The sequence below is a fragment of the Streptomyces sp. NPDC052299 genome (assembly GCF_040679335.1).
Classification (GTDB): Bacteria; Actinomycetota; Actinomycetes; order Streptomycetales; family Streptomycetaceae; genus Streptomyces.
Window position 1 is genome coordinate 169,054 of the sequence record NZ_JBFAUP010000012.1, and the last position, 26,977, is coordinate 196,030.

At 72.0% G+C, this 26,977-nt stretch carries 15 protein-coding genes; 7 read left to right on the forward strand and 8 right to left on the reverse strand.

Translation table 11 applies throughout. The features are described from left to right. Positions 1 to 69: 69 nt before the first annotated feature. On the reverse strand, positions 70 to 1,812 hold the full coding sequence (locus AB0L33_RS21675) for an AAA family ATPase (protein WP_365683796.1): 1,743 nt from the start codon (positions 1,810 to 1,812) through the stop codon (positions 70 to 72). 169 nt (positions 1,813 to 1,981) lie between these two features. Between AB0L33_RS21675 and AB0L33_RS21680 the strand changes: the two genes are divergently transcribed. After that, on the forward strand, positions 1,982 to 5,059 hold the full coding sequence (locus AB0L33_RS21680) for a DNA methyltransferase (protein ID WP_365683798.1): 3,078 nt from the start codon (positions 1,982 to 1,984) through the stop codon (positions 5,057 to 5,059). On the opposite strand, the gene AB0L33_RS21685 is transcribed toward AB0L33_RS21680, so the two are convergent. Then, on the reverse strand, positions 5,013 to 6,248 hold the full coding sequence (locus AB0L33_RS21685; protein WP_365683800.1) for a hypothetical protein: 1,236 nt from the start codon (positions 6,246 to 6,248) through the stop codon (positions 5,013 to 5,015). The two genes, AB0L33_RS21680 and AB0L33_RS21685, sit on opposite strands and share 47 nt — an antisense overlap. A 293-nt stretch (positions 6,249 to 6,541) precedes the next feature. Here AB0L33_RS21685 and AB0L33_RS21690 point away from each other — a divergent pair, with 293 nt between their 5' ends. The 4 genes from AB0L33_RS21690 to AB0L33_RS21705 all read left to right on the forward strand — a co-directional run bounded on the left by AB0L33_RS21690 (position 6,542) and on the right by AB0L33_RS21705 (position 12,508). Further along, a complete protein-coding gene (locus AB0L33_RS21690) occupies positions 6,542 to 8,614 on the forward strand; it encodes a phosphocholine-specific phospholipase C (RefSeq protein ID WP_365683802.1) in 2,073 nt (690 codons plus the stop codon). A gap of 148 nt (positions 8,615 to 8,762) precedes the next feature. Then, a complete protein-coding gene (locus AB0L33_RS21695; RefSeq protein ID WP_365683804.1) occupies positions 8,763 to 10,058 on the forward strand; it encodes a cytochrome P450 in 1,296 nt (431 codons plus the stop codon). Continuing rightward, a complete protein-coding gene (locus tag AB0L33_RS21700; protein WP_365683806.1) occupies positions 10,055 to 11,308 on the forward strand; it encodes a cytochrome P450 in 1,254 nt (417 codons plus the stop codon). The genes AB0L33_RS21695 and AB0L33_RS21700 overlap by 4 nt, the downstream gene beginning before the upstream one ends. 192 nt (positions 11,309 to 11,500) lie before the next feature. Then, a complete protein-coding gene (locus AB0L33_RS21705; RefSeq protein WP_365683808.1) occupies positions 11,501 to 12,508 on the forward strand; it encodes a LacI family DNA-binding transcriptional regulator in 1,008 nt (335 codons plus the stop codon). A 48-nt stretch (positions 12,509 to 12,556) separates the two neighbouring features. On the opposite strand, the gene AB0L33_RS21710 is transcribed toward AB0L33_RS21705, so the two are convergent. The 6 genes from AB0L33_RS21710 to AB0L33_RS21735 form a co-directional block, all read right to left on the reverse strand. After that, entirely contained in the window at positions 12,557 to 13,264 is a 708-nt protein-coding gene (locus tag AB0L33_RS21710) for a hypothetical protein (RefSeq protein ID WP_365683810.1), read from the reverse strand. 32 nt (positions 13,265 to 13,296) lie between these two features. Continuing rightward, positions 13,297 to 15,534 carry a glycoside hydrolase N-terminal domain-containing protein gene (locus AB0L33_RS21715; RefSeq protein ID WP_365683812.1) on the reverse strand — a complete coding sequence of 746 codons (2,238 nt, stop codon included), beginning with the start codon at positions 15,532 to 15,534 and terminating at the stop codon, positions 13,297 to 13,299. Then, positions 15,531 to 17,507: a beta-galactosidase gene (locus AB0L33_RS21720; protein ID WP_365683814.1), complete on the reverse strand. Its 1,977-nt coding sequence runs from the start codon at positions 17,505 to 17,507 to the stop codon at positions 15,531 to 15,533. Before AB0L33_RS21720 ends, AB0L33_RS21715 begins: the two co-directional genes overlap by 4 nt. A 51-nt stretch (positions 17,508 to 17,558) precedes the next feature. Next, positions 17,559 to 18,521 carry a carbohydrate ABC transporter permease gene (locus AB0L33_RS21725; protein ID WP_365683816.1) on the reverse strand — a complete coding sequence of 321 codons (963 nt, stop codon included), beginning with the start codon at positions 18,519 to 18,521 and terminating at the stop codon, positions 17,559 to 17,561. After that, entirely contained in the window at positions 18,518 to 19,594 is a 1,077-nt protein-coding gene (locus AB0L33_RS21730) for an ABC transporter permease subunit (RefSeq protein ID WP_365683818.1), read from the reverse strand. Before AB0L33_RS21730 ends, AB0L33_RS21725 begins: the two co-directional genes overlap by 4 nt. An 83-nt stretch (positions 19,595 to 19,677) precedes the next feature. Then, positions 19,678 to 21,285 (reverse strand): extracellular solute-binding protein, encoded by a 1,608-nt coding sequence (locus tag AB0L33_RS21735; RefSeq protein ID WP_365683965.1) that lies wholly within the window; start codon positions 21,283 to 21,285, stop codon positions 19,678 to 19,680. Positions 21,286 to 21,736: 451 nt separating this feature from the next. Between AB0L33_RS21735 and AB0L33_RS21740 the strand changes: the two genes are divergently transcribed. Both AB0L33_RS21740 and yicI read left to right on the forward strand, forming a co-directional pair. Next, positions 21,737 to 24,601 carry a glycoside hydrolase family 3 C-terminal domain-containing protein gene (locus AB0L33_RS21740; RefSeq protein ID WP_365683820.1) on the forward strand — a complete coding sequence of 955 codons (2,865 nt, stop codon included), beginning with the start codon at positions 21,737 to 21,739 and terminating at the stop codon, positions 24,599 to 24,601. Positions 24,602 to 24,650: 49 nt separating this feature from the next. Then, the gene (gene yicI / locus AB0L33_RS21745; protein WP_365683822.1) at positions 24,651 to 26,930 is read left to right on the forward strand and encodes an alpha-xylosidase; all 2,280 of its coding nucleotides are present in this window, start codon (positions 24,651 to 24,653) and stop codon (positions 26,928 to 26,930) included. The last annotated feature ends 47 nt before the right edge of the window (positions 26,931 to 26,977 follow it).

The window sequence follows — 26,977 nt, forward strand, 5'->3', positions numbered from 1 at the left end:
CCGTGTCCGCAAAGTCCCGTCTGGCCCGCGACGCCCTTCGGGCGTACGACGGGACTTTGCGGACACGACCTATGCCGTGCCCGCGTCCCGGTGTGCCTCCATCAGTTCGTCGTGCGCGGCGACGATGTCCCAGGCGAGGACGGTGACCATCTCCTCCCGGGACGGCGTGGAGTCGGTGTGCGCGGAGTACAGCCGCAGATCGCGCTGCGCCGACGCCTTCGCGCACAGCTCGCGGGCGAACCGGGCGTTGCCCACCAGGTCGGCCTTGCCGCCGTCCACGATCGCCGTGCACAGCGAGTTCAGCACGTCGAGCGCGCCCGCGTCCGGTTCGTCGCCCTGCGAGGCCAGCACCGACCGGGCGATCAGGACCAGTTCCTCCGCGGAGTACGAGGGGAAGTCGACCCGGGTGTTGAACCGGGAGACCAGTCCGGGGTTGGTGGCGAGCAGCCCCGACATCTCGTCCCGGTATCCGGCGAGCACCACGACGAGCCGGTCCCGGTCGTCCTCGGCCCGCTTCAGCAGCACCTGAAGCGCCTCCTTGCCGAAGGCGTCGCCGCCGCTCGTACCGGTGTTGTACAGCGCGTACGCCTCGTCGATGAACAGCACCCCGTTCAACGCAGAGTCGATGACCTCGTTCGTCTTGAGCGCCGTCGACCCCAGGTGCTGGCCGACCAGGTCGGCGCGCTGGGCCTCCACCACATGCCCCGAACTCAGCAGCCCGAGCCCGGCGAAGACCTGGCCGATGATGCGGGCCACGGTCGTCTTGCCGGTGCCGGGCGGACCCGCGAAGACGAAGTGCCGGGGACGGGCCCCGCCGGGCAGGCCCTGCTCCTCGCGCAGCGCGGACATCCGCAACTGCGCGAGCAGGGTCAGCACCTGGCGCTTCACCGGCTGCAACCCGATCATGGCGTCGAGCGCGCGCTGGGCCTCGGCGAGCACCCGGGCCCGCTCGTCGGCGGACAGCCCGCCGTCGCCCGCGCCGTCACCATCGGAACCGGCCCGGGACGGGCCCCCGCCCGCGGTCGCCGCGACCGGGGCGGCAGGCGGCGGGGCGGGCCTGCTCACCGGGCGGGCCTGGGCGCGCGACTCCACGTCGAGCAGGTCGGGCGCGCACCGGAACGCGTACTGGTACCGCTTCAGCGCCTCCTCCTCGCGGCCCAGCGCCTCCAGCGACCGCCCCATGAAGTACTTCACCTCGGCGTCGAACCTGCTGCCCGCGTCCAGCCGACCCGGCAGCGCGGACAGCACGTTCAGCGACTCGTGGCAGACCCCCTGAGCGAACAGCGCCCCACCCACGTACAACTGCGCCTCGTCGCGCAGGAAGGCGTCACCGATACCGGGCGCGAACTTCAGGACGAGCGGCCAGTCCTCCTTCAGGAACGCGTACCGGGTGCACACGAACCGGGTCTCGTCGCAGTCCAGCAGGGCCGTGGACAGCCCCTTCCACGCCTCGTCGAGCCGCCGGTCGTCCAGGAACGCCGACATGGCCGCAAGCCACAGATCGCGGGAGTTCTCCAGGCGGAAGGTGACGTAGTGGCCGATCTGGAAGGTGGACCGGAACGGCGACTGGTACTTCGACCGCAGGGCCCCGAACTGCGCCGAACTGCGCAGCATGCCGTCCAGCGCCGCCTTCTGGTCCGTGCCGGTCACATGCAGTCCCAGCCAGGCGTCGGCGGCGCCCGGGTCGTGGTCCGTGGCGAGCGCGAACTGCGCGGCGGCCCCCGCGTTGTCCCCCTGCCGCATGAGGGCCACCCCCTGGTTCCACGCCTGCTCGGCCTTCCTGGCCGACCCCCGGCTCGCGGCACCCCGCACGTGACTCTCCCCTCGCCGGGCGCCTGGCCCCCCGGCCGCCCGTGATCACATCCGCAACGGCCGTCAGGATAGCCAACGCCGGGCGAGCGGCGTCCCGGACGCCGACCGCCTCGGATACCATTTCGCTCCCGTCTCCGCTCCCCACCGTCACCGCCGGGAAGCCCGCCTGATGTCCGACCTCCCCAGCCGGAACCCGGACCGGCTCCGCAAGGGAGTACGCGCCGCGCTCACCACCCTCGGCACCGGCTTCCTGCGCCACCCCGCCAACACCGCCCTGCGTGCGAACGCGGACGCCGCCGCCCTGCACCACGCCCTGCTGCGCCTCGTCTTCCGGCTCCTCTTCCTCTTCGTCACCGAGGACCGCGACGCCCTCCTGTCCCCGGACGCGACCGCCCCCGCCAGGGCCCGGTACGCGGAGCACTTCTCGACGGCCCGTCTCCGCGCCGACGCGCGCGGCTCCGGGGAGCGCGACGAGCTGTACGCGGCGCTGCGCGCCGTACTCGACGCCCTCGGCGATCCCGCCGGGGACCCCGGGCTCGGCCTGCCCGGCCTCGGCGGCATCTTCGCCGCCACGGACGCCGATGCCCCGCTGCACGGGCTCGCCCTGTCCGACGAGGACCTGCTGAGCGCGGTGCGGCGGCTGTCCGAGGCCCCCGACCCGGTCACCCGGCGGGTCCGCCCGGTCGACTTCGGGCGCCTCGAAGCGGAGGAACTGGGCTCGGTCCACGAATCGCTGCTCCAGCTCGTCCCCCGGATCGACCCGGCGGACCGCGCCTTCATGCTGGTCGGGCTCCCCGGCAACGCCCGTAAGACGTCGGGCTCCTACTACACCCCGGCCGCCCTCGTGGAGTGCCTGCTCGACGCCGCGCTGGACCCGGTCCTCGACGCCGCCGTCGCACGCGCCGGGGCGTCGGGCGCCGCAGACCGGGGCGAGGCCGCCGCCCGGGAACTGCTCGCCCTCACCGTCTGCGACCCGGCCTGCGGCTCCGGCCACTTCCTGGTCGCGGCGGCCCGCCGCATCGCCCGGCGCCTCGCGGACGTGGGCGGGCCCGGGGCGTGGTCGTACGGCGACGCCCTCCGCGAGGTCGTCGCCCGCTGCGTGCACGGTGTGGACCTCGACCCGATGGCCGTCGAACTCGCCCGGATGGCACTGTGGCTGGAGGCCCCGGAGCCCGGGCGGCCGCTGACCTTCCTCGACGCCCGGGTCAAGCACGGCAACGCCCTGATCGGCGCGACGCCGGAGCTGCTGAGGCACGGTGTGCCGGACGCGGCGTTCATCCCGACGACGGGCGACGACCGCGCGCGGGCCAGGGCCCTGAGGAAGCGGAACCGCGCCGAGCGAGAGGCCTCCCGCGGCCAGGACGTCGCACCCGGGCGGGCGGCCGCGGACGCCTGGTGCGCCGCGTTCCTGTGGCGCAGGGCGGCGGACGCCCCGCCCGCGGTGACCGACGCGGTCCTCCGCGACCTGCCGGGCGCGCCCCGGTCCACCCACGAGGAGATCGCGCGGCTGCGGGACCAGTACCGTTTCTTCCACTGGCACCTGGAGTTCCCCGGGGTCTTCGGCCCGGACGGCACCGGCGGCTTCGACTGCGTCCTCGGCAACCCGCCCTGGGAGCGCATCAAACTCCAGGAGCAGGAGTTCTTCGCCCAGCACGACGCGGAGATCGCCGCCGCCCGGACGGCCGCCGCCCGCAAACGCCTGATCGCCGCGCTGAAGGAGGACCCGGAGCGGGCCGCCCTGCACACCGCGTTCGAGGCGGCCAAGCGCACGGCGGAGGGGACGAGCCACTTCCTGCGCGACGGCGGACGGTATCCGCTCACCGGGCGCGGCGACATCAACACGTACGCCGTGTTCGCAGAGACGGGCCGTGCGCTGACCGGCCCGCGCGGCCGGATGGGCATGATCGTGCCGACGGGCATCGCCACGGACGCGACGACGCGCTTCTACTTCAAGGACCTGGTCGACGGGGGCGCGCTCGCCGCTCTGTACGACTTCGAGAACGCCGCGCCCGTCTTCCCCGACGTCCACCGCTCGTTCAAGTTCAGCATCCTGGCCCTCACCGGCAGCGCCCTGCGCGAACCCGCCGCGCGGTTCGCCTTCTTCCTCCGGGACCCGGCCGAACTCCACGACGAGGGCCGGGTGTACGCGCTCACCCCGGAGGAGATCATGCTCCTCAATCCCAACACGGGCACCTGCCCGGTCTTCCGGACCCGCCGCGACGCCGAGATCACCCTCGGCATCTACGCACGGCTCCCCGTCCTGATCCGGGAGGGCGACCCGGACGGCAACCCGTGGGGCGTCACCTTCGGCACGATGTTCCACATGGCCAACGACTCGCACCGCTTCCGCACCCGCGAGGAGCTGACGGCCACCGGCTGGCAGGCGGCCGGAAACCACTTCGTCAACGGCGACCGCGTCATGCTCCCGCTGTACGAGGCCAAGATGGTCGACGCCTACAACCACCGGGCGGCCGACGTGGTCAAGAGCGCCACCGCCGTCAAGCGCCAGAACCAGCCCGCCTATCTGACGGCCGAAGCCTGGGCCTCCGCGTCCCGCCTGGTCGTCCCCGGCAGCTGGGTGGACCGCGCCGACACCCCGCCCGGCACCCCGCCCGGCTGCCTCGCCTTCCTCCGCGTCAGCAGCCCGACCAACCAGCGCACCATGATCTCCGCGATCCTGCCCCCGGCGGCGATCGGCGACTCCGTCTTCCTGCTGCACACCAGGAACGCACACGACAGCGCGGCCCTGGTGGCCCACTTCAACTCCTTCGTCTACGACTACGTCACCCGCCAGAAGGCGGCGGGGCTCAACCTCAGCTTCTTCTACGTCCGCCAACTCCCCGTCCTGCCCCCGGAGACCGTCCACCGCCACACGGACTTCCTGACCCCGCGCGTCCTCGAACTCACCTGCACCGCACACGACATGACCCCCTTCGCCGCCGACCTGGGCGACGCCGGAGGTCCGTTCCGCTGGGACGAGGCACGCCGCCACCAGATCAGGGCGGAGCTCGACGCGTTCTTCTTCCACCTGTACGGGGTCGGTCGCGCCGACACCGCGTACATCCTGGACACCTTCCCCATCGTCCGGCGCAGGGACGAGGCCCGGTACGGCGATTACCGCACCAAGGACCTCGTCCTGACCGCGTACGACCACATGGCGGCCTCCGGGATCACTGCGGGCGGCACGTACACCTCGCCGCTCAGCCCACCCCCGGGTGACGGTCCACGGCACCGGTGCCGCGCGTGACCTCCGCGGGCACGTCGTAGTAGACCCGGGGCCGCCGTTCGAAGTCCGTCCAGGCGGACAGCGCGTCCAGCTCCCCGCCCGGCGCCCGCAGCAGGTCCACTGAGGTCTGCCCGAAGCGGGCGGTCAGGCCGTCGCGCTCCGCCGCCGCCAGCTCGTGCCGGAGCCCGGCCACGGCGGACCGGGCCCGGCGGCGTTCCCCGGGGGCCGCCCGCAGCATGGTCGTGCGGCCGGACGCGGGGCCGGCGTCCGCCAGCAGTGGTTCGAGGCGGGCGGCCAGCGCCTCGGCCGCCTCCGCCGCGGCCCGCCCCTCGGGCCCGGCCGCCACCAGTACGTGCAGCGCGGTGACCAGAGCGGTCGTCCGGGGGTCGGGCCGGTCGGCGGAGAGGCGAACCACGATGTCCGCGCCGACCGTGTCGGCGGTCCGCGTGGCCGCGGCGACCGCCTGCTCCGCCGTAAGCCGTCCCACGCCGGGCAGTCCGCCCAGCTCCCACACACCGGCGTCGAGCACATCGCGCACGGTGCGCACGCCCGCCTTCTCCCACTCCTTCGTCCGGAACCGACGCCGCTCGCCGTCCCGCAGCCGGGTCACGGGGACCCGGCCCAGCTCCTCGCGCACCTGCTCCTCCCGCAGCGGCGCCCATGCCTCGCGCACCGCCTCGACGGCCCGCGTGCGGTCCTCCTCCACCGCGGCCGCTGCTCCGGCCAACTGCCAGGCGCGGTCCACCAGGCCCGGTCGGACCCCGCCCAGGCGGGCCGCCGCGCGGACGTTCCCGCCGACGAGGCCCACCGTCAGCAGGGGCAGCCCGAACGCGATCAGTCTGTCCGAGAGCGCGATGCGTGCGTCGTAGACCTCGTCGTCCTGGCCCAGCGCGTACAGCTCCCCCTTGTCCGGGCCTTCCGCGACCACGAAGCCGGAGGTCCAGCCGTGCCCGGTCTCCGGGTCGTACGAGGGAGCCTTCAGCATCGGATCACGGTCGGGGTCGCACTGGTACGCACCCTCACGCGCGCGGTGCTCGTAGGGGTCCGTCCACCGCACCGTGCACGTTCCGTCCCGCTTCTCGCTCAGCACGGTCAGGTCGAGCTGACGGAGTTCCGGCATCCCCGGCGCGGCCGCGTACGCGAGTGCCGAGCCGGTGACGAGCAGGAGGCCGAGGGCCAGGATCCAGCGGAAGAAGGGTCTGTGTCCCACCTGGCGTCCCTCGCGTCCTGTCGGCGGTGCCTGCTGAGCGACCACAGCTTCCGGGAAGCCGGTCCGGGCCCGCCAGGCGTGGAGTCGGCAAAGCCGCGGACGCGTTCCTGCCCGGTCCGGGCAGTCTGCCGGGTGGTCCGGGGAATGGACACCGCCCCGGTGGGTAGGTTCGCCGACTGTTCCGCCCGGCGTCACTCCGTGCACACTGCAAGGGCCTTACGCGGAGGCCGCCGGGTCTGGAACACTCCAGTCGCTTTCCACCCCACATCCCCCCACCGCGAAGGCTTCCACCCATGGCAGAACTCGACCGCCGCCGGCTCCTGAAGCTCGCCGGGGGCTCCGTCGCCCTCACCGCCCTGTCGGGCAGCATCGCCCGCGCCGCGTCCCTTCCCGCCCGGGGGCGCACGGGCACCATCGAGGACGTCGAGCACATCGTCGTCCTGATGCAGGAGAACCGTTCCTTCGACCACTACTTCGGGACGATGAAGGGCGTACGGGGCTACGGCGACCCGCGCCCCGTCACACTGCCCAGCGGTAAGCCGGTGTGGCACCAGGCGGACGCGGCGGGCCGGGAGGTGCTGCCGTTCCGGCCGCCCGCCGACGCCCTCGGGCTGCAGTTCCTCCAGGACCTGAACCACGACTGGGCGGGCGGTCACCGGGCGTTCAACAAGGGCGCCTACGACCAGTGGGTGCCCGCCAAGACGGCGACCACGATGGCCCATCTCACCCGGGACGACATTCCCTTCCACTACGCGCTCGCCGACGCGTTCACCGTGTGCGACGCGTACCACTGCTCGTTCATCGGCTCGACCGACCCCAACCGCTACTACCTGTGGAGCGGTTACACCGGCAACGACGGCGCGGGCGGCGGGCCCGAGCTGGGCAACGACGAGCGGGGATACGGCTGGACGACCTACCCGGAGCGGCTGGAGGAGGCCGGGGTGTCGTGGAAGGTGTACCAGGACATCGGCGACGGGCTCGACGCCGCCGGGTCCTGGGGCTGGATCGGTGACGCCTACCGGGGCACCTACGGTGACAACTCGCTCCTGTACTTCAACAGTTACCGCGACGCCGAGCCCGGCGACGCCCTCTACGACAAGGCCCGCACCGGCAGCGACCTGAAGAGCGGGGGCGGTCTGCTGGACGACCTCAAGGCCGACATCGCGGCCGGGACGCTGCCCTCGGTGTCCTGGATCGTGGCGCCCGAGGCGTACAGCGAGCACCCCAACTGGCCCGCGAACTACGGGGCCTGGTACATCGCGCAGGTGCTGGACGCGCTCACCGCGGACCCGGAGGTCTGGGGGCGAACGGCCCTGTTCATCACGTATGACGAGAACGACGGGTTCTTCGACCACGTCGTGCCGCCCTATGTCCCTTCCGGGCCCGCGCAGGGGCTGTCCACCGTGGACACCGCCGCCGACTACTTCCTGGGCGACCTGCGGTACGCGGCAGGTCCCTACGGGCTCGGCCAGCGGGTGCCGATGACCGTGGTGTCGCCGTGGAGCACCGGCGGCTACGCCTGCTCGGAGGTCTTCGACCACACCTCCGTCATCCGGTTCATGGAGCGGCGCTTCGGGGTGCACGAGCCGAACATCTCGCCCTGGCGGCGGGCCGTCTGCGGCGACCTCACCTCCGCCTTCGACTTCGGACGCACCGACCCCGCCGCGCCCGAACTGCCGTCCACCGCCGCCTACGAGCCCCCGGACGGCGACCGGCACCCCGACTACGTCCCCGTCCCGCCCGCGACCGGAGCGGTCCCGAAGCAGGAGCGCGGCTCGCGCCCCACCCGTCCGCTGCCCTACGCGCCTCTGGTGGACGGCGCCGCCGACCCGGCCGCGGGCACCTTCCGGCTCACCTTCGGCGCGGGACCCGCGGCCGGCGCGCAGTTCCTCGTGACGTCCGGCAACCGCACCGACGGGCCCTGGACCTACACCACGCACGCGGGTGCCTCGGTCGGGGACACCTGGAACACCGCGTACTCCCAGGGCGTCACCGACCTCACCGTCCACGGCCCCAACGGCTTCCTGCGCTCGTTCCGCAACCCCGGCAAGGCCGCGGGGCCGGAGGTGACGGCACGTCACGACAGCGCGACCGGGAACCTCGACCTCACGCTCACCCACGCCGGCACCGGCTCCGTCCGGCTGACCCTGCGCAGCGCCGCCGCCTACGGGGGAGAGGTGCGGACGGTCACCGTACGTCCGGGGGAGACCGTCCGGCAGACGCTCGACCTGCGCCGCAGCAAGCGCTGGTACGACGTCACCGTCAGCGTCACCGGCGACGCGGACGACACCTTCCTCCGTCGCTTCGCCGGGCACGTCGAGACGGGGGCGCCCGGGGTGAGCGATCCGGGGCTGCGGACCGGGTGAGACCCCGTGCTGTCCGGCCGCGGTGACCGTCCAGGGTTGGGGATTGATCGCGAATGACCGTCCGGGGGCACATAAAATCCTTATAGTGAACGAGAGTTGACCGCGTGATCTTGACGCGTGCAGTCGTTCGCCACAGGAGTCAGGATTCATGACGCGCCCTTCCCCGGCCGAGTCCGCGCCGGCGTCCCCGGACGCCCCTTCCGGTTGCCCCGCCCATGCAGGCGCCGTGCCGCTCTGGGGCCCCGGCTTCCAGGCCGAGCCCCAGAGCGTCTACCGCGCGATGCGCCGCGAGCACGGGCCGGTCGTCCCCGTCGAGCTGCTCGGCGGCCTTCCGGCCTGGCTGGTCATCGGCTACCGGGAGCTCCACCGGGTCACCAGCGACGGCGAGCTGTTCCCGCGCGACGTCGGCCTGTGGAACCAGTGGCCCAACGTGCCCGACGACTGGCCCCTGCTGCCGATGGTCGGGCGGCCCCTGCCGTCCATCTACTTCAGCGCGGGCAAGGAGCACCTGCGGCACGCCCGCATGGTCACCCCCGCCCTCGAAGGCGCCGACCCCTTCCGCATCCGGCAGCACTGCGAGCAGCTGGCCGACCGGCTGATCGACGCGGTGTGCGCCCAGGGAACCGCCGACCTCGTCGCCGAGTTCTGCGAACCGCTGCCCGTGCTCGTCCTCGCCCGGCTCGTCGGATTCCCCGACGAGGAGGGCGCCGCCATCGCGCGCGTGCTGAAGGACCTCGCGGACGGCGGCCCCGACGCGCAGAGCGCCCACCAACGGTTCGGCGAGCACATGGCACGGCTGCTCGCCGCGAAGCGCGCCGAACCGGGGGACGACGTGACCTCGCGGATGCTCGACCACCCCGAGTCGTTCACCGACGAGGAATACACCCTCGACTTGATGGCCATCACGGCCGCCGGGCACCTCCCGACCGCCGACTGGATCAGCAACTCGGTCCGGCTGATGCTCACCGAGGACGAGTTCGCCGACTCCATGGCGGGCGGCCGGCGCAGCATCGGTGAGGCCATGAACGAGGTGCTGTGGGAGGACACCCCCACCCAGATCCTGGCCGGCCGTTGGGCCGCCCGCGACACCCAGCTGGGCGGGCAGCGCATCCGTGCCGGGGACATGCTGCTCCTCGGGCTCGGCGCCGCCAACACCGATCCGCTGATCCGCCAGGGCGTCTCCGGTGGCACGGGGCCCGCGCAGGGCGGCAACGGTGCGCACCTCGCCTTCAGCCACGGCGAGTACCGGTGCCCGTTCCCGGCCCAGGAGATCGCCGAGATCATCGCCAGGACCGGCATCGAGGTACTGCTCGACCGGCTGCCCGACCTCCGGCTCGACGTCGCCGTCGAGGACCTGGTGCGGCGGCCGTCCCCCTTCCTGCGCGGCAACACCACGCTCCCCGTCCGGTTCACCCCCGTACGCATGACAGGAGAACTCTCGTGACCTGCCCCCATGCCGCCCAGGCAGCGGCCCACCAGGGTGCCACCGTCGTCATCGATCCCATGGTCCAGGATCTCGACGGTGAGACCCAGCGGCTGCGCGAGGCCGGTCCGCTGGCCCGGATCGAACTCCTCGGCGTGCCCGCGTGGACCCTCACCCGGCACGCGGACGCCCGGCGGCTCCTGGTCGACCCGCGCCTGGTCAAGGACATCGACGCCTGGGGGCTCTGGCAGAGCGGCGAGGTGACGCACGCCTGGCCGCTCATCGGCATGATCGACGCAGGACGGTCCATGTTCACCGTGGACGGCGCGGAGCACCGCAGGCTGCGCACGAAGACCTCCCAGGCACTCACGCCCCGCCGCCTGGAGGCGATACGCCCCGACATCGAGAAGTTCACCGCCGAACTGCTGGACGCGCTGGAGGAGGGCGGCCGGGACGGGGCCGTCGTGGACCTCAAGTCGGTGTTCGCCCAGCCGCTCCCCATGCGGGTCGTCGGCATGCTGATGGGCGTGGACCCGGCCGAGAACGCCATGCTGACCCGTCAGTACAAGAAGTTCTTCTCCATGCTCACCCCGCAGGACGAGCGGCTCGCGCTCCTCGCCGACCTGGACGTCTTCTACGCCGGACTCGTACGCGAGAAGACCGCGCACCCCACCGACGACCTGACCTCCGCGCTGATCCTGGCCGAGGAGGGCGGCGAGCCGCTGACCGAGGAGGAAGTCATCGGCAACCTCAAGGCCATGGTCGCCGCCGGGCACGAGACCACGATCGGGCTCATCCTCAACGCCGTACGCGCCCTGCTCGCCCACCCCGACCAGCTCCGGCTGGTCCTCGACGGCCAGGTCTCCTGGGACACCGTGATCGAGGAGACCCTGCGGTGGGACACCCCGACCACGCATCTGCTCATGCGGTTCGCCACCGAGGACATCCAGGTCGGCGACGCCGTCATCGCCAAGGGCGAGGGCGTGGTGATCTCGTACCGTGTGATCGGCCGCGACCCCGAGCAGCACGGCCCGGACGCCGACGCCTTCGACATCACGCGACCCACCCCGATCCGGCACATGACCTTCGGGCACGGGCCGCACATCTGCCCCGGCGCCGCGCTCTCCCGGGTCGAGGCGGGCATCGCCCTCCCGGCGCTCTTCACGCGCTTCCCGGACCTGCGCCTCGCGATCCCCGACGCCGAGCTGCGCAACCTCCCGGTCATGACCCAGAACGACATGGAGTCCTTCCCGGTGCTGCTCGGCCGCTGAGCCGGTGCGACCGGGAGACGGGCGGTGGGCATATCGTTGCGGTGGCCGGAAGCCCTCAACTGTGTCGAAGCGCTTCGACAGTGGTCTGGACATGCTGTCACGGCAGGGCTAGGCTCGAGCTGTCTCTCCACGTCACGGGTGGAGAGAGCGGAGTCGAAGCGCTTCGCCACATCGGACCGTGAGGGAGAGCGCATGGTCACCCTGGCCGAGGTCGCGCAGCACGCCGGAGTCTCCGCGAGCACGGTGAGCTACGTCCTCAGCGGGAAGCGCTCCATCTCCGTCGCCACCCGCGAGCGCGTCGAGCAGAGCATCCAGCAGCTCGGCTACCACCCCAACGCCGGGGCCAGGGCGCTCGCCAGCAGCCGGTCGAACATCATCGCGCTGATGGTGCCGCTGCGCACCGACATGTACGTGCCCGTGATGATGGAGATCGCCATCGCGGTCGCCACCACCGCCCGCACCCACGGCTATGACGTCCTCCTCCTCACCGGTGAGGAGGGGCCCGCGGCGGTGCGGCGGATCGCGGGCAGCTCGCTGGCGGACGCGATGATCCTCATGGACGTCGAACTGCACGACGAACGCCTTCCGCTGCTGCGCGACACCGACCGGGCCGCCGTCCTCATCGGCCTGCCCGCCGACACCGCCGGACTGACGTGCGTGGACCTCGACTTCGAGGCGACCGGCGCGCTCTGCGTGGAGCACCTGGCCGGTCTCGGCCACCGCGAGATCGCCGTCATCGGCGAGGCCGCGGCGGTCTACGAGCGGCACACCGGCTTCGCCGAGCGGACCGTCGACGGCGTACGCGCCAAGGCGCAGGAGACCGGTGTGCGCGTCCTGCACCGCCCCTGCGAGGGCGGATACGCGGCGATGGCCCAGACCCTGTCCCGGATATTCGACGAGCGCCCCGGCACCACGGGCTTCATCGTGCAGAACGAGGCGGCCGTCGAGCCGCTGCTCAACCTGCTGCGTCAGCAGGGCAGGGCCGTGCCCGAGGACGTGTCGGTGGTGGCGATCTGCCCCGAGCAGGTGGCCACCCAGGCATCGGTGCGGCTGACCTCCGTCGCCATACCGGCACAGGAGATGGGCCGCCGCTCCGTCGAGCACGTCGTCGCCAAGCTGTCCGGCCGCGGCACCGACGAAGTCGAGCTGCTGGCACCGGAACTGACGGTACGTGAGAGCACGGGACCGGCCCCGATGTGACACGGGGGCCGGTCCCCGCGCGGGGACCGGCCCCCTCAGGTGCGCGGCTCAGCTCGCGGAGACGCCGAATCCGTTCGTACGGAAGTCGAGCCCGCCGGCCGACGAGGTGATCTCGTAGCCGAACTGCACGTCACCGATGGTCTCGTTGCCCCACCAGCCCTTGGTGTCCTTGATCCACTTCAGGATCGGCAGGATGTCGACCGTCCCCGAGGTGGAGTCCGAGGTCCGCAGGAACGAGAACACCTGGTTGGCGCCGTTGTCGCCCTTGTAGACGGTCCAGGTGTGTCCGCCCAGCGTCACATTGCCCTGCGAGGTGCCCAACGGGCCCACGGCGCCGTTGTAGTTGACCCAGAGCATGACCTCATAGTCGTAGTCGCTGTCCCAGATGTCGTACGAGGTGTTGTACGCGCCGGACGACGGAACGGTGACGTTGTACGAGCTGGTGAGCGACGACAGCGAGCCGATCGGCTTGTTCACCACCTTCTTGGCGTTCGGGTACGACTTGATGCCGCCGGTGTTCGGGTGGTCCGCCCAGACGCCCCAGTCGGAGGAGGAGTTGGCCCAGATGGACTGGGCGCCCGCGCCGGAGCCCCAGATGTTGTTGTAGAGGGTGTAGTTGTCGGACGTGGTGTACGTGCCCCACTGGTCCGACGAGGACCAGACGGCCGCCTGGGCGGGGGCGGCGGCGAAGCCGACGAGAGCCGCGAGGCTCACCACCGGGGTCAGGGCCAGCCTGTTGAAGGTGCGTGGTGCCATGGTCGTCCTTCCATGGTGGGTGGGGGGAGGCGCTACCGCGGCCGGAGTTCCAGGACGCGGTCCACGCCGGCCGTCAGCTCCAGGGGAGCCGAGGGGGAGCCGGCGGAGGCTTCGGTGAGGGCGTGGCCGTCGCCCGTGCGGACATCGACGCGGGCGTCCCGCTCCGGGCGCAGTACCGCCGTCGCGGTGCCGTCCGCAGACCAGCGCAGGTCCACCGTCGCCCCGAACCGCGTACGCACACCGCGCAGTTCACCGCCCGGGCAGGCCGCGAGCGGTGCGGGCAGCAGGACCAGCCGGCGCGGGGTCGACTGGATCAGCGACTCGATCACGGCCGCGGGCAGCGCGTGCGCCGCGTCCGCGTTGTAGACGTTCCGGCCCGGGTAGTGGGCGCTCATCAGCGAGTCGTGGAAGAAGTCGCCCGCCAGCACCGCGCGGACCGCCGCCGAGGCCCGGGCCCCGTCGCGCAGCCGGGCCGCGATCAGCGCGTGGTGCAGATGACCGTGGGCCGAGTCGTTCTCAGCGCCCCGCAGTTCCAGCGCCCGGTGCGCGGCGGCGGCCAGGCCGGGCGTGTCGTACGGATTGATCGCGTCCAGCGGCCACACCGGGTACAGGTGGCTGAGGTGGCGGTGGTCGTACGTCTCCGCCAGGCCCGGCCACGCCCACTCGGCGAGCGCGCCGTCCTCGTTGACCCGGTAGTCGGCGAGCCGGTCCGCCAGCGCACGGCGGCGCTGGGCGGTCGCACCGTCGGGGGAGCGGTCGGCCGAGGCGGTGAGCGCGTGGCGGGCCGCCGCCAGGTCCATCGTCGCGTCGACGGTGCCCCAGCTCGCGTTGGCCGGACGGTTCTCCGGCGAGTACGAGGGCACGACGGCCACCCGCCCGTCCGGGCCGGTCCGGGTGAGGAAGTCCTCGTAGAACAGGGCCGTTTCGTGCAGGGCGGCGGTCAGCCGCGGGTCCTCGTCCCCCGTCGTCTCCGCGTGCTCGATCAGCGGCTCCAGGAGCCAGTCCGCGCCGGCCGTCCACAGGTGCAGCGGGTAGGCGCGCTGGAAGTGCCGGGTGTGCCCGGACTCGCCGTCCGTGTGCGACGGGGCCACGATGCCGCGCGCCCCGAAGACCGCCCGCGCGTTGTCCCGCCAGTCCGCGAGCTGCCCGTACACCAGCCCCGCGTGGGCCTCGGACACTTCCGGCAGCGCCGCCGCCGCGGCCGAGGCGATCTGGAGGTTCAGGTTGGCGTTCGTCGTGAAGGCCCCCGACCAGGCGGTGTCCCAGTCGCCCGTCCAGAGCCCGGTCAGCCGGGGCGGCAGTACCCCGGACGCGGACAGCAGGTGGTAGCGGCCCGCCGCGCACAGCCGCTCCAGCAGCGCCGGGCTGTCCGGCCGGCGGACCAACTCCGAGCCGGGAAGGGCCCGTTCCGCCGGGTCGGCGTCCAGGGTGAGCGCCGCCCGCTCGAACGCGGGCCGGTGCAGCGCCACATGCCGGGCCAGCAGCGCGGCATAGCTGTCGCCCGGAAGTGCGGCACACTCCGCCGCCAGGTCGAGGTGCCCGGTGTGGCGGCGCACCCGGGTCAGCAGCAACAGGCTCCTCGCGCCCTCGACGCGCACGCCCTCGCCCGACACCGAGACCCGCCCGCCCTCGGTGCGGAGCACCGTCGCGCCGGTGTACGCGAGTTCGCTGTCCGGGTAGCCCGCGCGGAGCGTCAGCCGGGCACCGTCCGGGGTGAGCACGGTGCTCCGGCCGACGGCCAGGCGCGGCGGGGCACCCGGCAGGGCGTGGTCGAGCGTCACGTCCACGGCGAGCCCCGGTCCGGTGACGTACTGGACGACCACGTCGTCGGCGCGCGAGACGAGGACCCGGCTGCGCCACGACTCGCAGGCGGCGGTGATCTCACCGGTGGTGAAGTCGACCGTCCGGCGGTAGTCCGTGGCCGGGTCGGCGGCGTTCCCGGGCAGCGGCCGGACGCGGGTCCGGAAGGCCGGGTGGAAGGGCTGCACCCACACCAGCGGACGGCCCGCGCCGAAGCGCTCGGCGGCCCGGGTGTCCCCGGCGAGCAGCGCGCTCTGGACCCGCCCCAGCCGGTCCGCCAGCTCGGGCGGCCGGACGTGCTGACTGCCGTTCGGCCGGACCAGGGAGTGGTGGTTGACGATCACGCGGTCGTCGGCCGGATCGCCGTACACCATGGCCCCGTGCCGGCCGTTGCCGCCGAGGAACGCGTCCTCCCAGCGGGCTGCGGGGCGCGGCTCCCAGGTGGAGTCGATGTCCGTACGCCCGGTCACGGCGCGGATCTCCGGAGCACCGCGACGCCGTAGCGGCCGAGTGCGATCCGGTCCGTGACCGCGCGCCCGGTGAGCAGGTCCTCGTACACGCCGGGGACGGCGACCGTGACCATCTCGCGGCGGTGGTGCAGCAGGAACAGCAGCTCGCCCCGGCGCACCGCCTCCACCCCCTCGGGCAGCCCGGCGAGGACCGGTCCGACGCCGGCCTCCCGGACCACGTCGGCCAGGAGGGCCCGCAGTGCCGAGGGCTCGGGGAGCGTCGAGACGTACACCGCGCGGCCCCTGCGCAGCACGGCGGGCAGCCCGGCGAGCTCGCCCTCGCGGTAGGCGGCCAGCACCTCGGTGCCCTCGGCCGCCTCCAGCTCCTCGGACCAGAGGCTGCCCCGGAATCCGTCGCACTCCACGGTCTCGTCCGCGTCCAGCGGCCACCACTCGTGCACCGTCGCGATCCCGAACAGCTCGCGCAGCCGGGCGTCCATCCCCCCGGGCCGGACGCGGTCGTCCGCGTCCGCGATGCCGCTGAAGAAGCCGCAGACCAGGCGCCCGCCGCCCCGTACGTACGCCACGAGGTTGTCGACCGCCGCGTCGTCGAGGAGGTAGAGGTGCGGGACGACGACCGCCCTGAAGCGGCTCAGGTCGGCGTCGGGGCGGGCGAAGTCCGTGGGCGTGCCGTTCTCCCACAGCGCCCGGTGCCAGCGCCGGATCACCTCCGCGTAGTCGAGCAGCGCGGACGGGGCGCCCTCCTGCGCACCCGCCCACCAGGCGTCCCAGTCGTGCAGGACCGCGACCTCGGCGGCCACGCCCGTACCGGACACGGCGGAGCCGATCGCGGCCAGCTCACCGCCCAGCTGCCGGGTCTCGCGGAAGGCGCGGCCCTGCGCGCCCGCGTGGCCGAGCATCCCCGAGTGGAACTTCTCCGAGCCCTGGCGGGACTGCCGCCACTGGAAGTAGCAGATCGCGTCGGCGCCGCGCGCCACCGACTGGAGCGACCAGAGCCGGTTGAGCCCTTCCGGCTTCGGGTGGTTGACGCCCCGCCAGTTCACCGCGCCCGCCGCCTGCTCCATCAGCATCCACGGACCGGCCGCCTGCGAGCGCGTCATGTCGGCGAGCATCGCGTTGTACTGACCGCCCCACGGGTCGCGCGGGTCCGGATAGACGTCGACCGAGACGACGTCCTCCTCGGCCGACCACGCCCAGGCGTCCTGCCCCGACCACAGCGGCATGAAGTTCGTCGTCACCGGGATGTGCGGGGTGTACCGGGCGACGATGTCCCGCTCGGCCGTGAAGCACTCCATGAGCGCGTCGGACGTGAAGCGTTTGAAGTCCAGGACCTGGGTGGGGTTCCTCATGTACTGCGCCTTCCGCGGCGGCAGGATCTCCGTCCACGCGTCGTAGCGCTGGCTCCAGAAGGCCGTGCCCCACGCCTCGTTGAGGGCGTCGAGCGTCCCGTAACGGCCGCGCAGCCAGCGGCGGAAGTGGCCCGCCGTCTCGTCGCACCAGCAGTGCGTGCAGTACTCGTTGTTGATGTGCCACACGGTCAGCGCCGGGTGCCCCGCGTACCGCGCGGCCAGGTCCTCGGTGAGCGCGGCCGCGTAACGGCGGTAGACCGGCGAGCTGGGGCAGAACTGCTGGCGCGAGCCGTACCAGACGATGGAGCCGTCCTCCGCGCGCGGCAGCGTCTCAGGGTGTCGCGCCCCCATCCAGGGCGGCGGGGAGGCGGTCGGGGTGGCGAGGACGACCCCGATGCCGTGGCTGTGCATCAGGTTCATCAGCCGGTCCAGCCACTCGAACTCCCGGGCGCCGGGCCGGGGTTCGATCTTCGCCCAGGAGAAGACGCCGAGGGTGACGGAGTTGACCCCGGCCTCCTTCATCAGCCGGACGTCGTCCTCCCACACCTCCTCGGGCCACTGCTCGGGGTTGTAGTCGCCTCCGAAGAGGATGCGGCCACGGGCCGCGTCGCGCAGGGACGGCATGGCGTCTCCGGTTCTCCTGGGGTGGGGGTCTGCGGGGAAGGAGTGGCGGGGTCAGCCCTTCACGGCGCCGGTGAGCATGCCCTTTTGGAAGTGCTTCTGGACGAACGGCGACAGCACCGCGACCGGGATCAGCGCGAGGATCATCACCGCCATCTGCACGGCGAGGCTGTTGATCTGGCCGCTGCTCACAGCCGCGCCCATGGCGCCCGGCGGCACCTGGTGCTGGAGGACCAGCTGACGCAGGATCATCTGCAGCGGATACTTGTCGCTGTCCTGGATGTAGAGCATCGCGTTGAACCACTGGCTCCAGTAGCCGACCGCGTAGAACAGCGAGATCACGGCGATCACCGCGCGCGACAGCGGCATGATGATCTGGAGCAGGATGCGCCACTCGCCGGCCCCGTCGATGCGGGCCGCGTCGATGAGTTCGGGCGCCGTGTCCATGAAGAACCCGCGCAGCACCAGCACGTTGAACACGCTGATCGCGCTCGGCAGGATCATCGACCAGTAGCTGTCGCTCAGCCCGATCCCGGTGACCAGCAGATACGTCGGGATGAGCCCGGCGCCGAAGAACATGGTCGCCATCAGCGTCATCAGCAGCGGGCGGTGCGCGTACGAGTCGCGGCGGCTGAGCCCGTACGCGCAGAGGATGGAGACGACCATGCTGACGGCCGTGCCCACGACGGTGAGACCGACGCTGACGGCGGCCGCCCGGGTCACCGCGCCCCCGCTCAGCAGCTCCTTGTACGCGACGAACGTGATGTGCTTCGGCCAGACGACCAGGCCGCCCGCGTCGTTGATGGTCCTGGTGTCGGAGAGGCTGGTCACCAGGACCACCCAGATGGGCACGATGATGACCGCGCAGATCGCCACGAGCCCGAAGCCCTTGAAGGCGAGCCCGGCCTTCGTGGGCTCCTCCTCCCACACGGGGCGCGGTTCGATGCGCAGGGCGCGCTGGAGGCGTGTCTCGGTGCGGGGCGCCGGTTCCGCCCGCTGGTCCAGGAGAGTTGTCATTTCTTGGAGTACACCCCCTGCTCGCCCAGCATGTGGGCGACCTTGTTGGCACCCAGCACCATGGCGACGCTGAACAGCCCCTTGAAGATGCCGGCGGCGGCGGCGTAGCCGAAGTCGCCGGTCTTGATGCCCGTCCACCAGATGTAGGTGTCCAGGATTTCCGAGGCCCCCGCGCCGACCTGGTCGCGCTGGAGCAGGATCTGCTCGAAGTCGAGGTTGAGCGCGCTGCCCACCCGCAGCACGAGCAGCAGTGCGATCACCGGACGCAGCGCGGGCAGCGTGACGTGCCACATCCGGCGCCAGCGGCCTGCCCCGTCGACGGCCGCGGCCTCGTACAGATCGGTGTTGACGGCGGCGAGCGCGGCCAGGAAGACGATGACGCCCCAGCCCGCGTCCTTCCACACGGCCTGCGCGCTGACCAGGAACTTGAAGAAGCCCGGATTGGTCATCAGGTCGAAGCCCTCGTGGCCGTGCTCGCGCAGCCACTGGGCGACCAGTCCGGCGCCGCCGAACATCTGCTGGAACACGGTGACGACCAGCACCCAGGAGAAGAAGTGCGGCAGATAGACGACCGCCTGCACCCAGGCACGCACCCGGGTGCTCATGATCGTGTTGAGCAGGAGCGCGATGGCGATCGGGATCGGGAAGAACAGCACCAGCTGGGTCACGAAGATGACCAGCGTGTTCACGAGGACTTCCCAGAAGCGGTAGTCCTCGAAGATCCGGGTGAAGTTGTCGAACCCGACGAACGGGCTGCCCGTGATGCCCAGGTCGTACACGTCGTAGTCCTGGAAGGCCACGATGTTCCCGAGCAGCGGGACGTAGTTGAAGATCAGCAGCAGCGCGATGGCCGGCATCGTCATCAGGATCAGCGTGCGGTCGCGCCGCAGCCGGTGCCGCCAGGTGATCCCGCCCTGTTCCCTGCGGGGCCCGGGAGCGCCCCCGGCCCGCGCCCTGCCCGCCTTCCTCGTCTCCCCGCCGTCGCCGTCCCCGGCGCCGCTCCCGTCGGCCGGGACGCTCGCCCCGCCGGCGGTGCGGCCCGGGTCGGCCGCGACCGTGGCCCGTGCCTTCACCCTGTGCTCCCCATGTCGTGCTCCTGACCCCGGCCGCCGGGCTGTGCGTGCCCGGCGGCCCCCTCATGTCCCGTACGTACGCGTCAGTTGCCGGAGCCGTTCTTGTCGAGGATGTCCTGGTACCAGTCGCGCAGCTTGTCGCCGCCGCTCTTCTTCCAGGTGTTCACCGCGTCCTCGACGTCGCTGACCTTCTTGCGCCCTCGGCGGATGTCCTTCTGGAGGTCGTCGAAGGGGGTGTAGAGGGAGGCGTAGCGCTGCGGCTCGACCACCTGCATGCCGAAGAACAGGGGCTTCTTGATGTGCGGCGCCTGGCGCGCCATCCAGCCGGCGTAGTCCTTGGCCAGCTGCGGCTGGTCCGGGTAGGCGATGGAGGTGGGCGGCGAGGCCACGAACAGGAACGTGGAGGGCTGCGCCTCCTCGACGCCCTGCGGGGTGTACGTCGGGCTGCCGTCCTTGATCGTGTAGTGCGTGCCCTTCACGCCGTAGTTGGTGAGCATGAACTCCTCGGTGCCGAACGGCGCGGCCGCGTAGTCGGCGATCGCGAGGAACTCCTCGATCTTCTCCTTGGACAGCTTCTTGCTGAGGAAGGTGAAGATGCCCGCCGGGTCGTCCTGCCACAGCACCGGCTTTCCGCCGTCGTGGTGGAAGAAGTCCAGCGCCTGCATCTCGAACTTCGGGTTGGCGGTGGACTGTTCGGTGACCATGCCCTTCCAGCCGCCGGTGCCGTCGTTGTACATGACGACGTGTCCGCTGGTGAAGCGGATCTTGGCATCGGCGTCCTTGTTGGCCTCGGCGTCCGGGTGGACGTATCCGCCGTCGTGGAGCTTGCGGGCGAAGGCGAGCGCCTCCCGGTACGCCTGCGTCTCGATCTTGTGGACCAGCTTGCCGTTTTCCAGCTGCCAGTAGTGCGGCGCGTCCGGGAGCAGCCCGTAGATCTTCTGGATGCACGTCCACAGGTCGTCGAAGGCCCACACCTTCTTCTTGGGGGCCGTGTACTCCTTGCCGAAGGCCAGCAGGTCGTCGGCGCTCGCCGGGAGGGCGCCGGAGCCGGTCAGGTCCTTGCGGTAGAAGATCGCGTTCCCGATGACCGGCGTCGGCATGGGCAGGCCGCGCAGCTTGCCGCCGAAGACCGAGTACTGCCAGGCACCGGTGGGGATGTTGGCCAGGTTCGGGTACTTCTTGACGGCGTCACCCGCGAGGTACGGGGAGAGGTCGGCGAACTTCGCGGTGATGGCGTTGCGGATCTGCCCCTGCATGTTCCAGCCGGGGATCGTCATGACATCGGGGATGTCCGAGCCGGCCAGGACCGCGCCGATCTTGTCCTGGTACGTGTTGCCGTCCTGCGGGTCGAAGTTCAGCGTCGCCCCGACCGCCTTGTTCACCGCCGTGTAGTACGGGTTGTTCTTCTTCGGGACCGTGCCCCACAGCGGGGTCATCACCCGGAACTCCGAGCCCTTGCCCGGCACCGACTTGACCGAGACCACCAGCGGGTTGGGGAGCTTGGTGAAGCCCGGGCTCGAACCGTTCACGCCGGGGACGTCGGGCTGGACCAGGTTCAGCGGCACATAGCTCGGCACGACCTTCTTCAGGGCCTTGCCCGTGGTCGTGCCCTCCTTGCTCCCGGCGCCGGAGCCGGAACCGCCGCACGCGGCGAGCAGCGGCACCCCGCCGGCCACGGCGACGGCCGCCACCGCGCCCGTGGCGAGGAAGCTTCTCCGGCTCGGGGACGAGGCGGAGGGGGAGGAATTCGGCGTCATTGCGTCAACCCTTCGAGGCGCACCAGGTGCGGCGGTTCAAACAGGGAGGCGCCCTACGGTGTCGCCGTCCCGGGGAATCAGGGGCGAGAGAACACCCCGTCGCAAGCCTGTCGAAGCTCTGTCGAAGCGCTTCGATGTTGCAGCGAGGTTAAGTGAAGGGTCTCGGCCGCACAAGAGTCCGTTTACAGATTCCTCCGACCTGTTTTCCAGCGGCCCTTGGCGTGACCCGAGCGCACGTGCGGACGAGGTCGAGGACGGGCCCTTGACACGTGCGGGGTCGGCCGTCGAGCATCGAAGCGCTTCGAAAGATCGTCCGAGGCTGCACCGTGGCCCGCCCGACGCGCCGGCCCCGCCATACCTCCCACCTTTGATGAAGGATCCGCACGTGACGGAACAACCGCAGCCCTTCCGCGACCCGCGACTGCCCTTCGCGGAGCGCGTAGACGACCTGCTCCGGCGGCTCACCCCTGACGAGCGCGTCGCGATGCTGCACCAGTTCGCCCCGGCGGTCGAACGGCTCGGGCTCGCCGCCTTCCGCACCGGCCAGGAGGCCCTGCACGGCGTCGCCTGGATGGGGGAGGCCACGGTCTTCCCGCAGGCCGTCGGGCTGGGCGCCACCTGGAACGACGACCTGGTCCGCCGCATCGGCGAGGCCGTCGGCGACGAGGTCCGCGCCAAGCGTGCCCACGACGACCGGGTCGGCCTCAACGTCTGGGCCCCCACCGTCAATCTGCTGCGCCACCCGCTGTGGGGGCGCGGCGAGGAGGGGTACAGCGAGGATGCCGGGCTGACCTCCGCCATCGCCGTCGCGTACACCCGGGGACTGCGCGGCGACCACCCGCACTACTGGCGCACCGCCCCCGTCCTCAAGCACTGGCTCGCCCACAACAACGAGACCGACCGCGACACCTCGTCCTCCTCGGTCCGCCCGAGGGTGCTGCACGAATACGACCTCAGGGCCTTCCGCGACGCCGTCCGCGCGGGCGCGGTGGCCGGGGTGATGCCCGCGTACAACCTGGTCAACGGGCGCCCCAACCACGTGTCGCCGCTGCTCTCGAAGCACCTGCGGAGCTGGACCGAACAGCCCCTGGCCGTCTGCTCCGACGCCGGAGCACCGAGCAACCTGGTCGACTCCGAGCACTACTTCGACACCCACGAGGAGGCGACCGCCGCCGCCCTGCGCGCCGGGGTCGACAGCTTCACCGATCACGGCCAGGACTCCTCCGTCATGACCGGCCGCATCCGGGGCGCCCTGAAACTCGGCCTCCTGGACGAGCACGACATCGACACCGCCGTCCGCCGCCTGCTTCACATGCGCTTCGCACTCGGCGAGTTCGACCCCGGCCTCGACCCGTACGCGGACACCGACGCCCTCGACACCGAGGAGCACCGGGCGCTCGCCCGGGAGGCCGCCGAACAGGCCGTCGTGCTCCTGAAGAACGACGGGCTGCTGCCGCTCGACCCGGACGCCGGCCGGACCGTCGCCGTCGTCGGACTCCTCGCGGACGCCTGCAAGCTCGACTGGTACAGCGGCACCCTGATCCACCGCTCCACGCCGCTCGACGGACTCCGCGAGCGCTTCGGCGCCGACCACGTGGTCCACACCGAGGGCGCCGACCTGGTCCGCATCAAGTGCGCGGACGGCTGGCTGCACATCCCCGAGGCGGACCCGGCCGCTGACGCGGCGCGCGGCGCGGAAGGCGCCCTCGATCCGGCGCTGCTCGCGGGCCGCACCGACCTGCCGCCGCTGACCTGCTCCGACACCCCGTCCGAGCTGGCGCTCGTGGACTGGGGCGGCGGCGTGATCACCCTGCGGGAGCCGGACGGCCGCTACCTCTCGGTCGCCGAGGACGGCTATGTCCGCGCCTCCGCGGACGAGCCGGGCGGCTGGGTCGTCCAGGAGACCTTCCGGTGGGAGGCGGTGGAAGGTCATGCCGGCGGTCACCGCCTTCTGCACATCGGAACGGGTGGGTATGTCTCAGTCGCCGCCGACGGCGTAAAGGTTGCCGCACCGGACGAGGAAAATCCCGCCGCCCCCGGCACCGTCTTCGAGACCGAGGTGACCGAGCGCGGCGAGGACGCCGTCGCCCGCACCGCCGCTGCCGCCGACGCCGTGGTCGTGGTCGTCGGCAACGACCCGCACATCAACGGCCGCGAGACGGAGGACCGCGCCACCCTCGACCTGCCCGCCCAGCAGGAACGCCTCTGGCGCGCCGCCCACGCCGCCAACCCGCGCACGGTCCTGGCGGTCACCTCCGCCTACCCGTACGCCCTGGCCGACGCGGCGGCCACGCTGCCCGCGCTGCTGTGGACCGCGCACGGCGGCCAGGCGGCGGGCACCGCGCTCGCCCGCGTCCTCGCCGGCGACGTCTCCCCGGCCGGGCGGCTCCCGCAGACCTGGTACGCCTCCGACGCGGAGCTGCCGGACCTGCTGGACTACGACATCATCGGCTCGCGGCAGACCTACCTCTACTACCAGGGCACCCCGCTCTATCCGTTCGGCCACGGGCTCACCTACAGCGACTTCACGTACAGCGACCTGACCGCCGTACTGGAGGGCGACCTGCTGCGCGTCTCGCTGAACGTCACCAACACCGGCGCCGTCGCCTCCGACGAGGTCGCCCAGCTGTACGCACGGGCCGTGGCCCCGTCCGTACCCCGGCCGCTGCGCCAGCTCGTCGGGCACCGCAGGCTGCACCTGGCACCCGGGGCCGCCGAGCGGCTCGCGTTCACCGTGCCGGTCGAGGAGCTGGGGCACTGGGACGTGGCGCACGGCCGCTGGACCGTCGAGCCCGGCGCGTACGAGATCCAGGCGGGCGCCTCCAGCACGGACATCCGGGGCGTCGCGCTCGTCACCGTCGACGGCGAACCGGCCGGGCCGCGCCCGGTGCTGGTCCGGGGTCTGGAGGCGGCCGACTACGACGAGCAGCTGGGCACCGCGATCGTGGACCGGGCGAAGACGGACGGCGACGCGGTCACCGCGACCGCCGCGGAGGGCGAACTCCTCTTCCGGCGCTGCGACTTCGGCGACGGTACGCGCGGCGTCGAGGTCCTTGCCGCCGGCGAGGGTGACGTGCTGATCACCGTCGACGGCTCCACGGTCACGGTCCCGGTGCCCGCCACGGACGGACCGTACGACCACCGCAGCCACCACGCCGGTCTGACGGTCTCCGGCGTCGGCGACCTGCGCGTCGCCCTGCGCGGCACGGTCCGGCTGGCCCGGCTCGACTTCACCGGGGCGGGCGCGTGATGCCCCGCAGCCTCCCCGTTCCCCCCGATGCCTCCGGCAAGGAGTCCGCATGAAGTTCACCGACGGCTTCTGGCTCATGCGTGAGGGCGTACGCGCCTCCTACGCGACCGAGATCCGCGATCTGCGCGTCAGCGACGACCGGTTCACCGCGTACGCCGCGGTGAAGCAGGTGGCCGCGCGCGGCGACACCCTCAACACCCCGCTCATCACCGTCGACTGCTTCTCCCCGGCCGAGGGGATCATCGGCGTCCGCACCACGCACCACGCCGGAAAGGCCCGCCGCGGCCCGGACTTCGCCTTCCCCGGGCTCGACCCGGCCGGCTCCGGCGCCCGCACCCGGCGGGACGGCGGGGTCACCGAACTCACCAGCGGTCCGCTGACCCTGAGACTGGACCGCGAAGGACCGTACGGTCTGACCTTTCTCGACGCGGACGGCCGCCGCCTGACCGGCGCCGACACCAAGGGGACCGCCTTCGCCACCACCCCCGACGGCGCCCACCACATGGTCGCCCAGCTCGCCCTGGACGTCGGCGAGAACGTCTACGGACTCGGCGAGCGGTTCACCCCGTACGTGAAGAACGGCCAGAGCGTCGACATCTGGCAGGCGGACGGCGGCACCAGCAGCGAACTGGCCTACAAGAACATCCCGTTCTACCTTTCCTCGCGCGGCTACGGCGTCTTCGTCAACCACCCCGGCAAGGTCTCCTTCGAGGTCGGCTCGGAGTCGGTGGGGCAGGTGCAGTTCAGCGTCGAGGACCAGTCGCTGGAGTACTACATCGTCGCCGGTCCGACGCCCAAGGAGGTGCTGGCCCGCTACACCGCGCTGACCGGCCGCCCGGCGCTGCCCCCGGCCTGGTCCTTCGGCCTCTGGCTGACGACGTCCTTCTGCACCGCGTACGACGAGGAGACCGTCACCTCGTTCGTCGAGGGCATGGCGGAGCGCGACATACCGCTCTCCGTCTTCCACTTCGACTGCTTCTGGATGCGCGAGTACCAGTGGTCGGACTTCCTCTGGGACCCGGACGTCTTCCCCGACCCGGAGGGCATGCTCGCCCGGCTCAAGGACCGCGGGCTGCGGATCAGCATGTGGATCAACCCGTACATCGCCCAGAAGTCGGCGCTGTTCGCGGAGGGCGCCGAACTCGGCCATCTGGTCCGCCGCCCCAATGGTGACGTCTGGCAGTGGGACCTGTGGCAGCCCGGCATGGCCCTGGTCGACTTCACCAGCCCCGCCGCGCGCGAGTGGTACACCGGCAAGCTGCGGCTGCTGCTCGACCAGGGCGTCGACTGCTTCAAGACGGACTTCGGCGAGCGCGTGCCCACCGATGTCGTCTGGCACGACGGCTCCGACCCCGAGCGGATGCACAACTACTACGCGCAGATCTACAACAGGACGGTCTTCGAACTCCTGGAGAAGGAGCGCGGTCACGGCGAGGCGGTCCTCTTCGCCCGCTCGGCGACGGCCGGCGGCCAGCAGTTCCCCGTCCACTGGGGCGGCGACTGCTTCGCCTCGTTCACGGCGATGGCTGAGTCCCTGCGCGGCGGACTGTCCCTGTCGCTCTCCGGGTTCGGCTTCTGGAGCCATGACATCGGCGGCTTCGAGGGCACCCCGGACCCGGCGGTCTTCAAACGCTGGCTCGCCTTCGGCCTGCTCTCCTCGCACAGCCGGCTGCACGGCAACGTCTCCTACCGGGTGCCGTGGGAGTTCGGCGAGGAAGCGGTGGACGTCACCCGGAAGTTCACCCTCCTCAAGCACCGGCTCATGCCGTACCTCTACGGTGCCGCCGCCACCGCCCACCGCACCGGCATCCCGGTGATGCGGCCCATGCTCCTCGAATTCCCGGACGACCCCACGACCCGCACCCTGGACCGGCAGTACATGCTCGGCCCCGACCTGCTGGTCGCCCCGGTCTTCACCGAGGACGGGCAGGTCGAGTACTACGTCCCCGAGGGCACCTGGACCCACCTGCTCACCGGCGAGACGGTCACCGGCCCCGGCTGGCGCCACGAGACCCACGGCTTCGAAAGCCTTCCGGTCCTCGTCCGCCCCGGCGCGGTCCTGCCCTGGGGCGGCGACGACCAGCGCCCGGACGCGGACTGGCTGGACGGGCTCACGCTGCGGGTGTTCGGCGGCGGCGCGGAGGGGGACGGTACGACCGTCACCGTGCCGGACCACGCGGGTGCCACCGCCGCCACCTTCCGGGTGGTGCGCGAGGGCGACACCCTCACGGTCACCTCCGAGCGCATCGACCGTCCCTACCGCGTGGTGGACGAGGCGACGGGGGCGGCGGGGGAGGGCGCGGGCACGGTGACGGTGCGGGGCGCCTGACGGACGGAGCCGAGGCGGGGCGGGCGCGAGGGGGCGCGCCCGCCCCG

What these genes read in the sequence shown, in the direction of transcription:
- AB0L33_RS21680 (WP_365683798.1), top strand. Translation starts at nt 1,982, where the DNA reads ATGTCCGACCTCCCCAGCCGGAACCCGGACCGGCTCCGCAAGGGAGTA.
- AB0L33_RS21690 (WP_365683802.1), top strand. Translation starts at nt 6,542, where the DNA reads ATGGCAGAACTCGACCGCCGCCGGCTCCTGAAGCTCGCCGGGGGCTCC.
- AB0L33_RS21695 (WP_365683804.1), top strand. Translation starts at nt 8,763, where the DNA reads ATGACGCGCCCTTCCCCGGCCGAGTCCGCGCCGGCGTCCCCGGACGCC.
- AB0L33_RS21705 (WP_365683808.1), top strand. Translation starts at nt 11,501, where the DNA reads ATGGTCACCCTGGCCGAGGTCGCGCAGCACGCCGGAGTCTCCGCGAGC.
- AB0L33_RS21710 (WP_365683810.1), bottom strand. Translation starts at nt 13,264, where the DNA reads ATGGCACCACGCACCTTCAACAGGCTGGCCCTGACCCCGGTGGTGAGC.
- AB0L33_RS21720 (WP_365683814.1), bottom strand. Translation starts at nt 17,507, where the DNA reads ATGCCGTCCCTGCGCGACGCGGCCCGTGGCCGCATCCTCTTCGGAGGC.
- AB0L33_RS21725 (WP_365683816.1), bottom strand. Translation starts at nt 18,521, where the DNA reads ATGACAACTCTCCTGGACCAGCGGGCGGAACCGGCGCCCCGCACCGAG.
- yicI (WP_365683822.1), top strand. Translation starts at nt 24,651, where the DNA reads ATGAAGTTCACCGACGGCTTCTGGCTCATGCGTGAGGGCGTACGCGCC.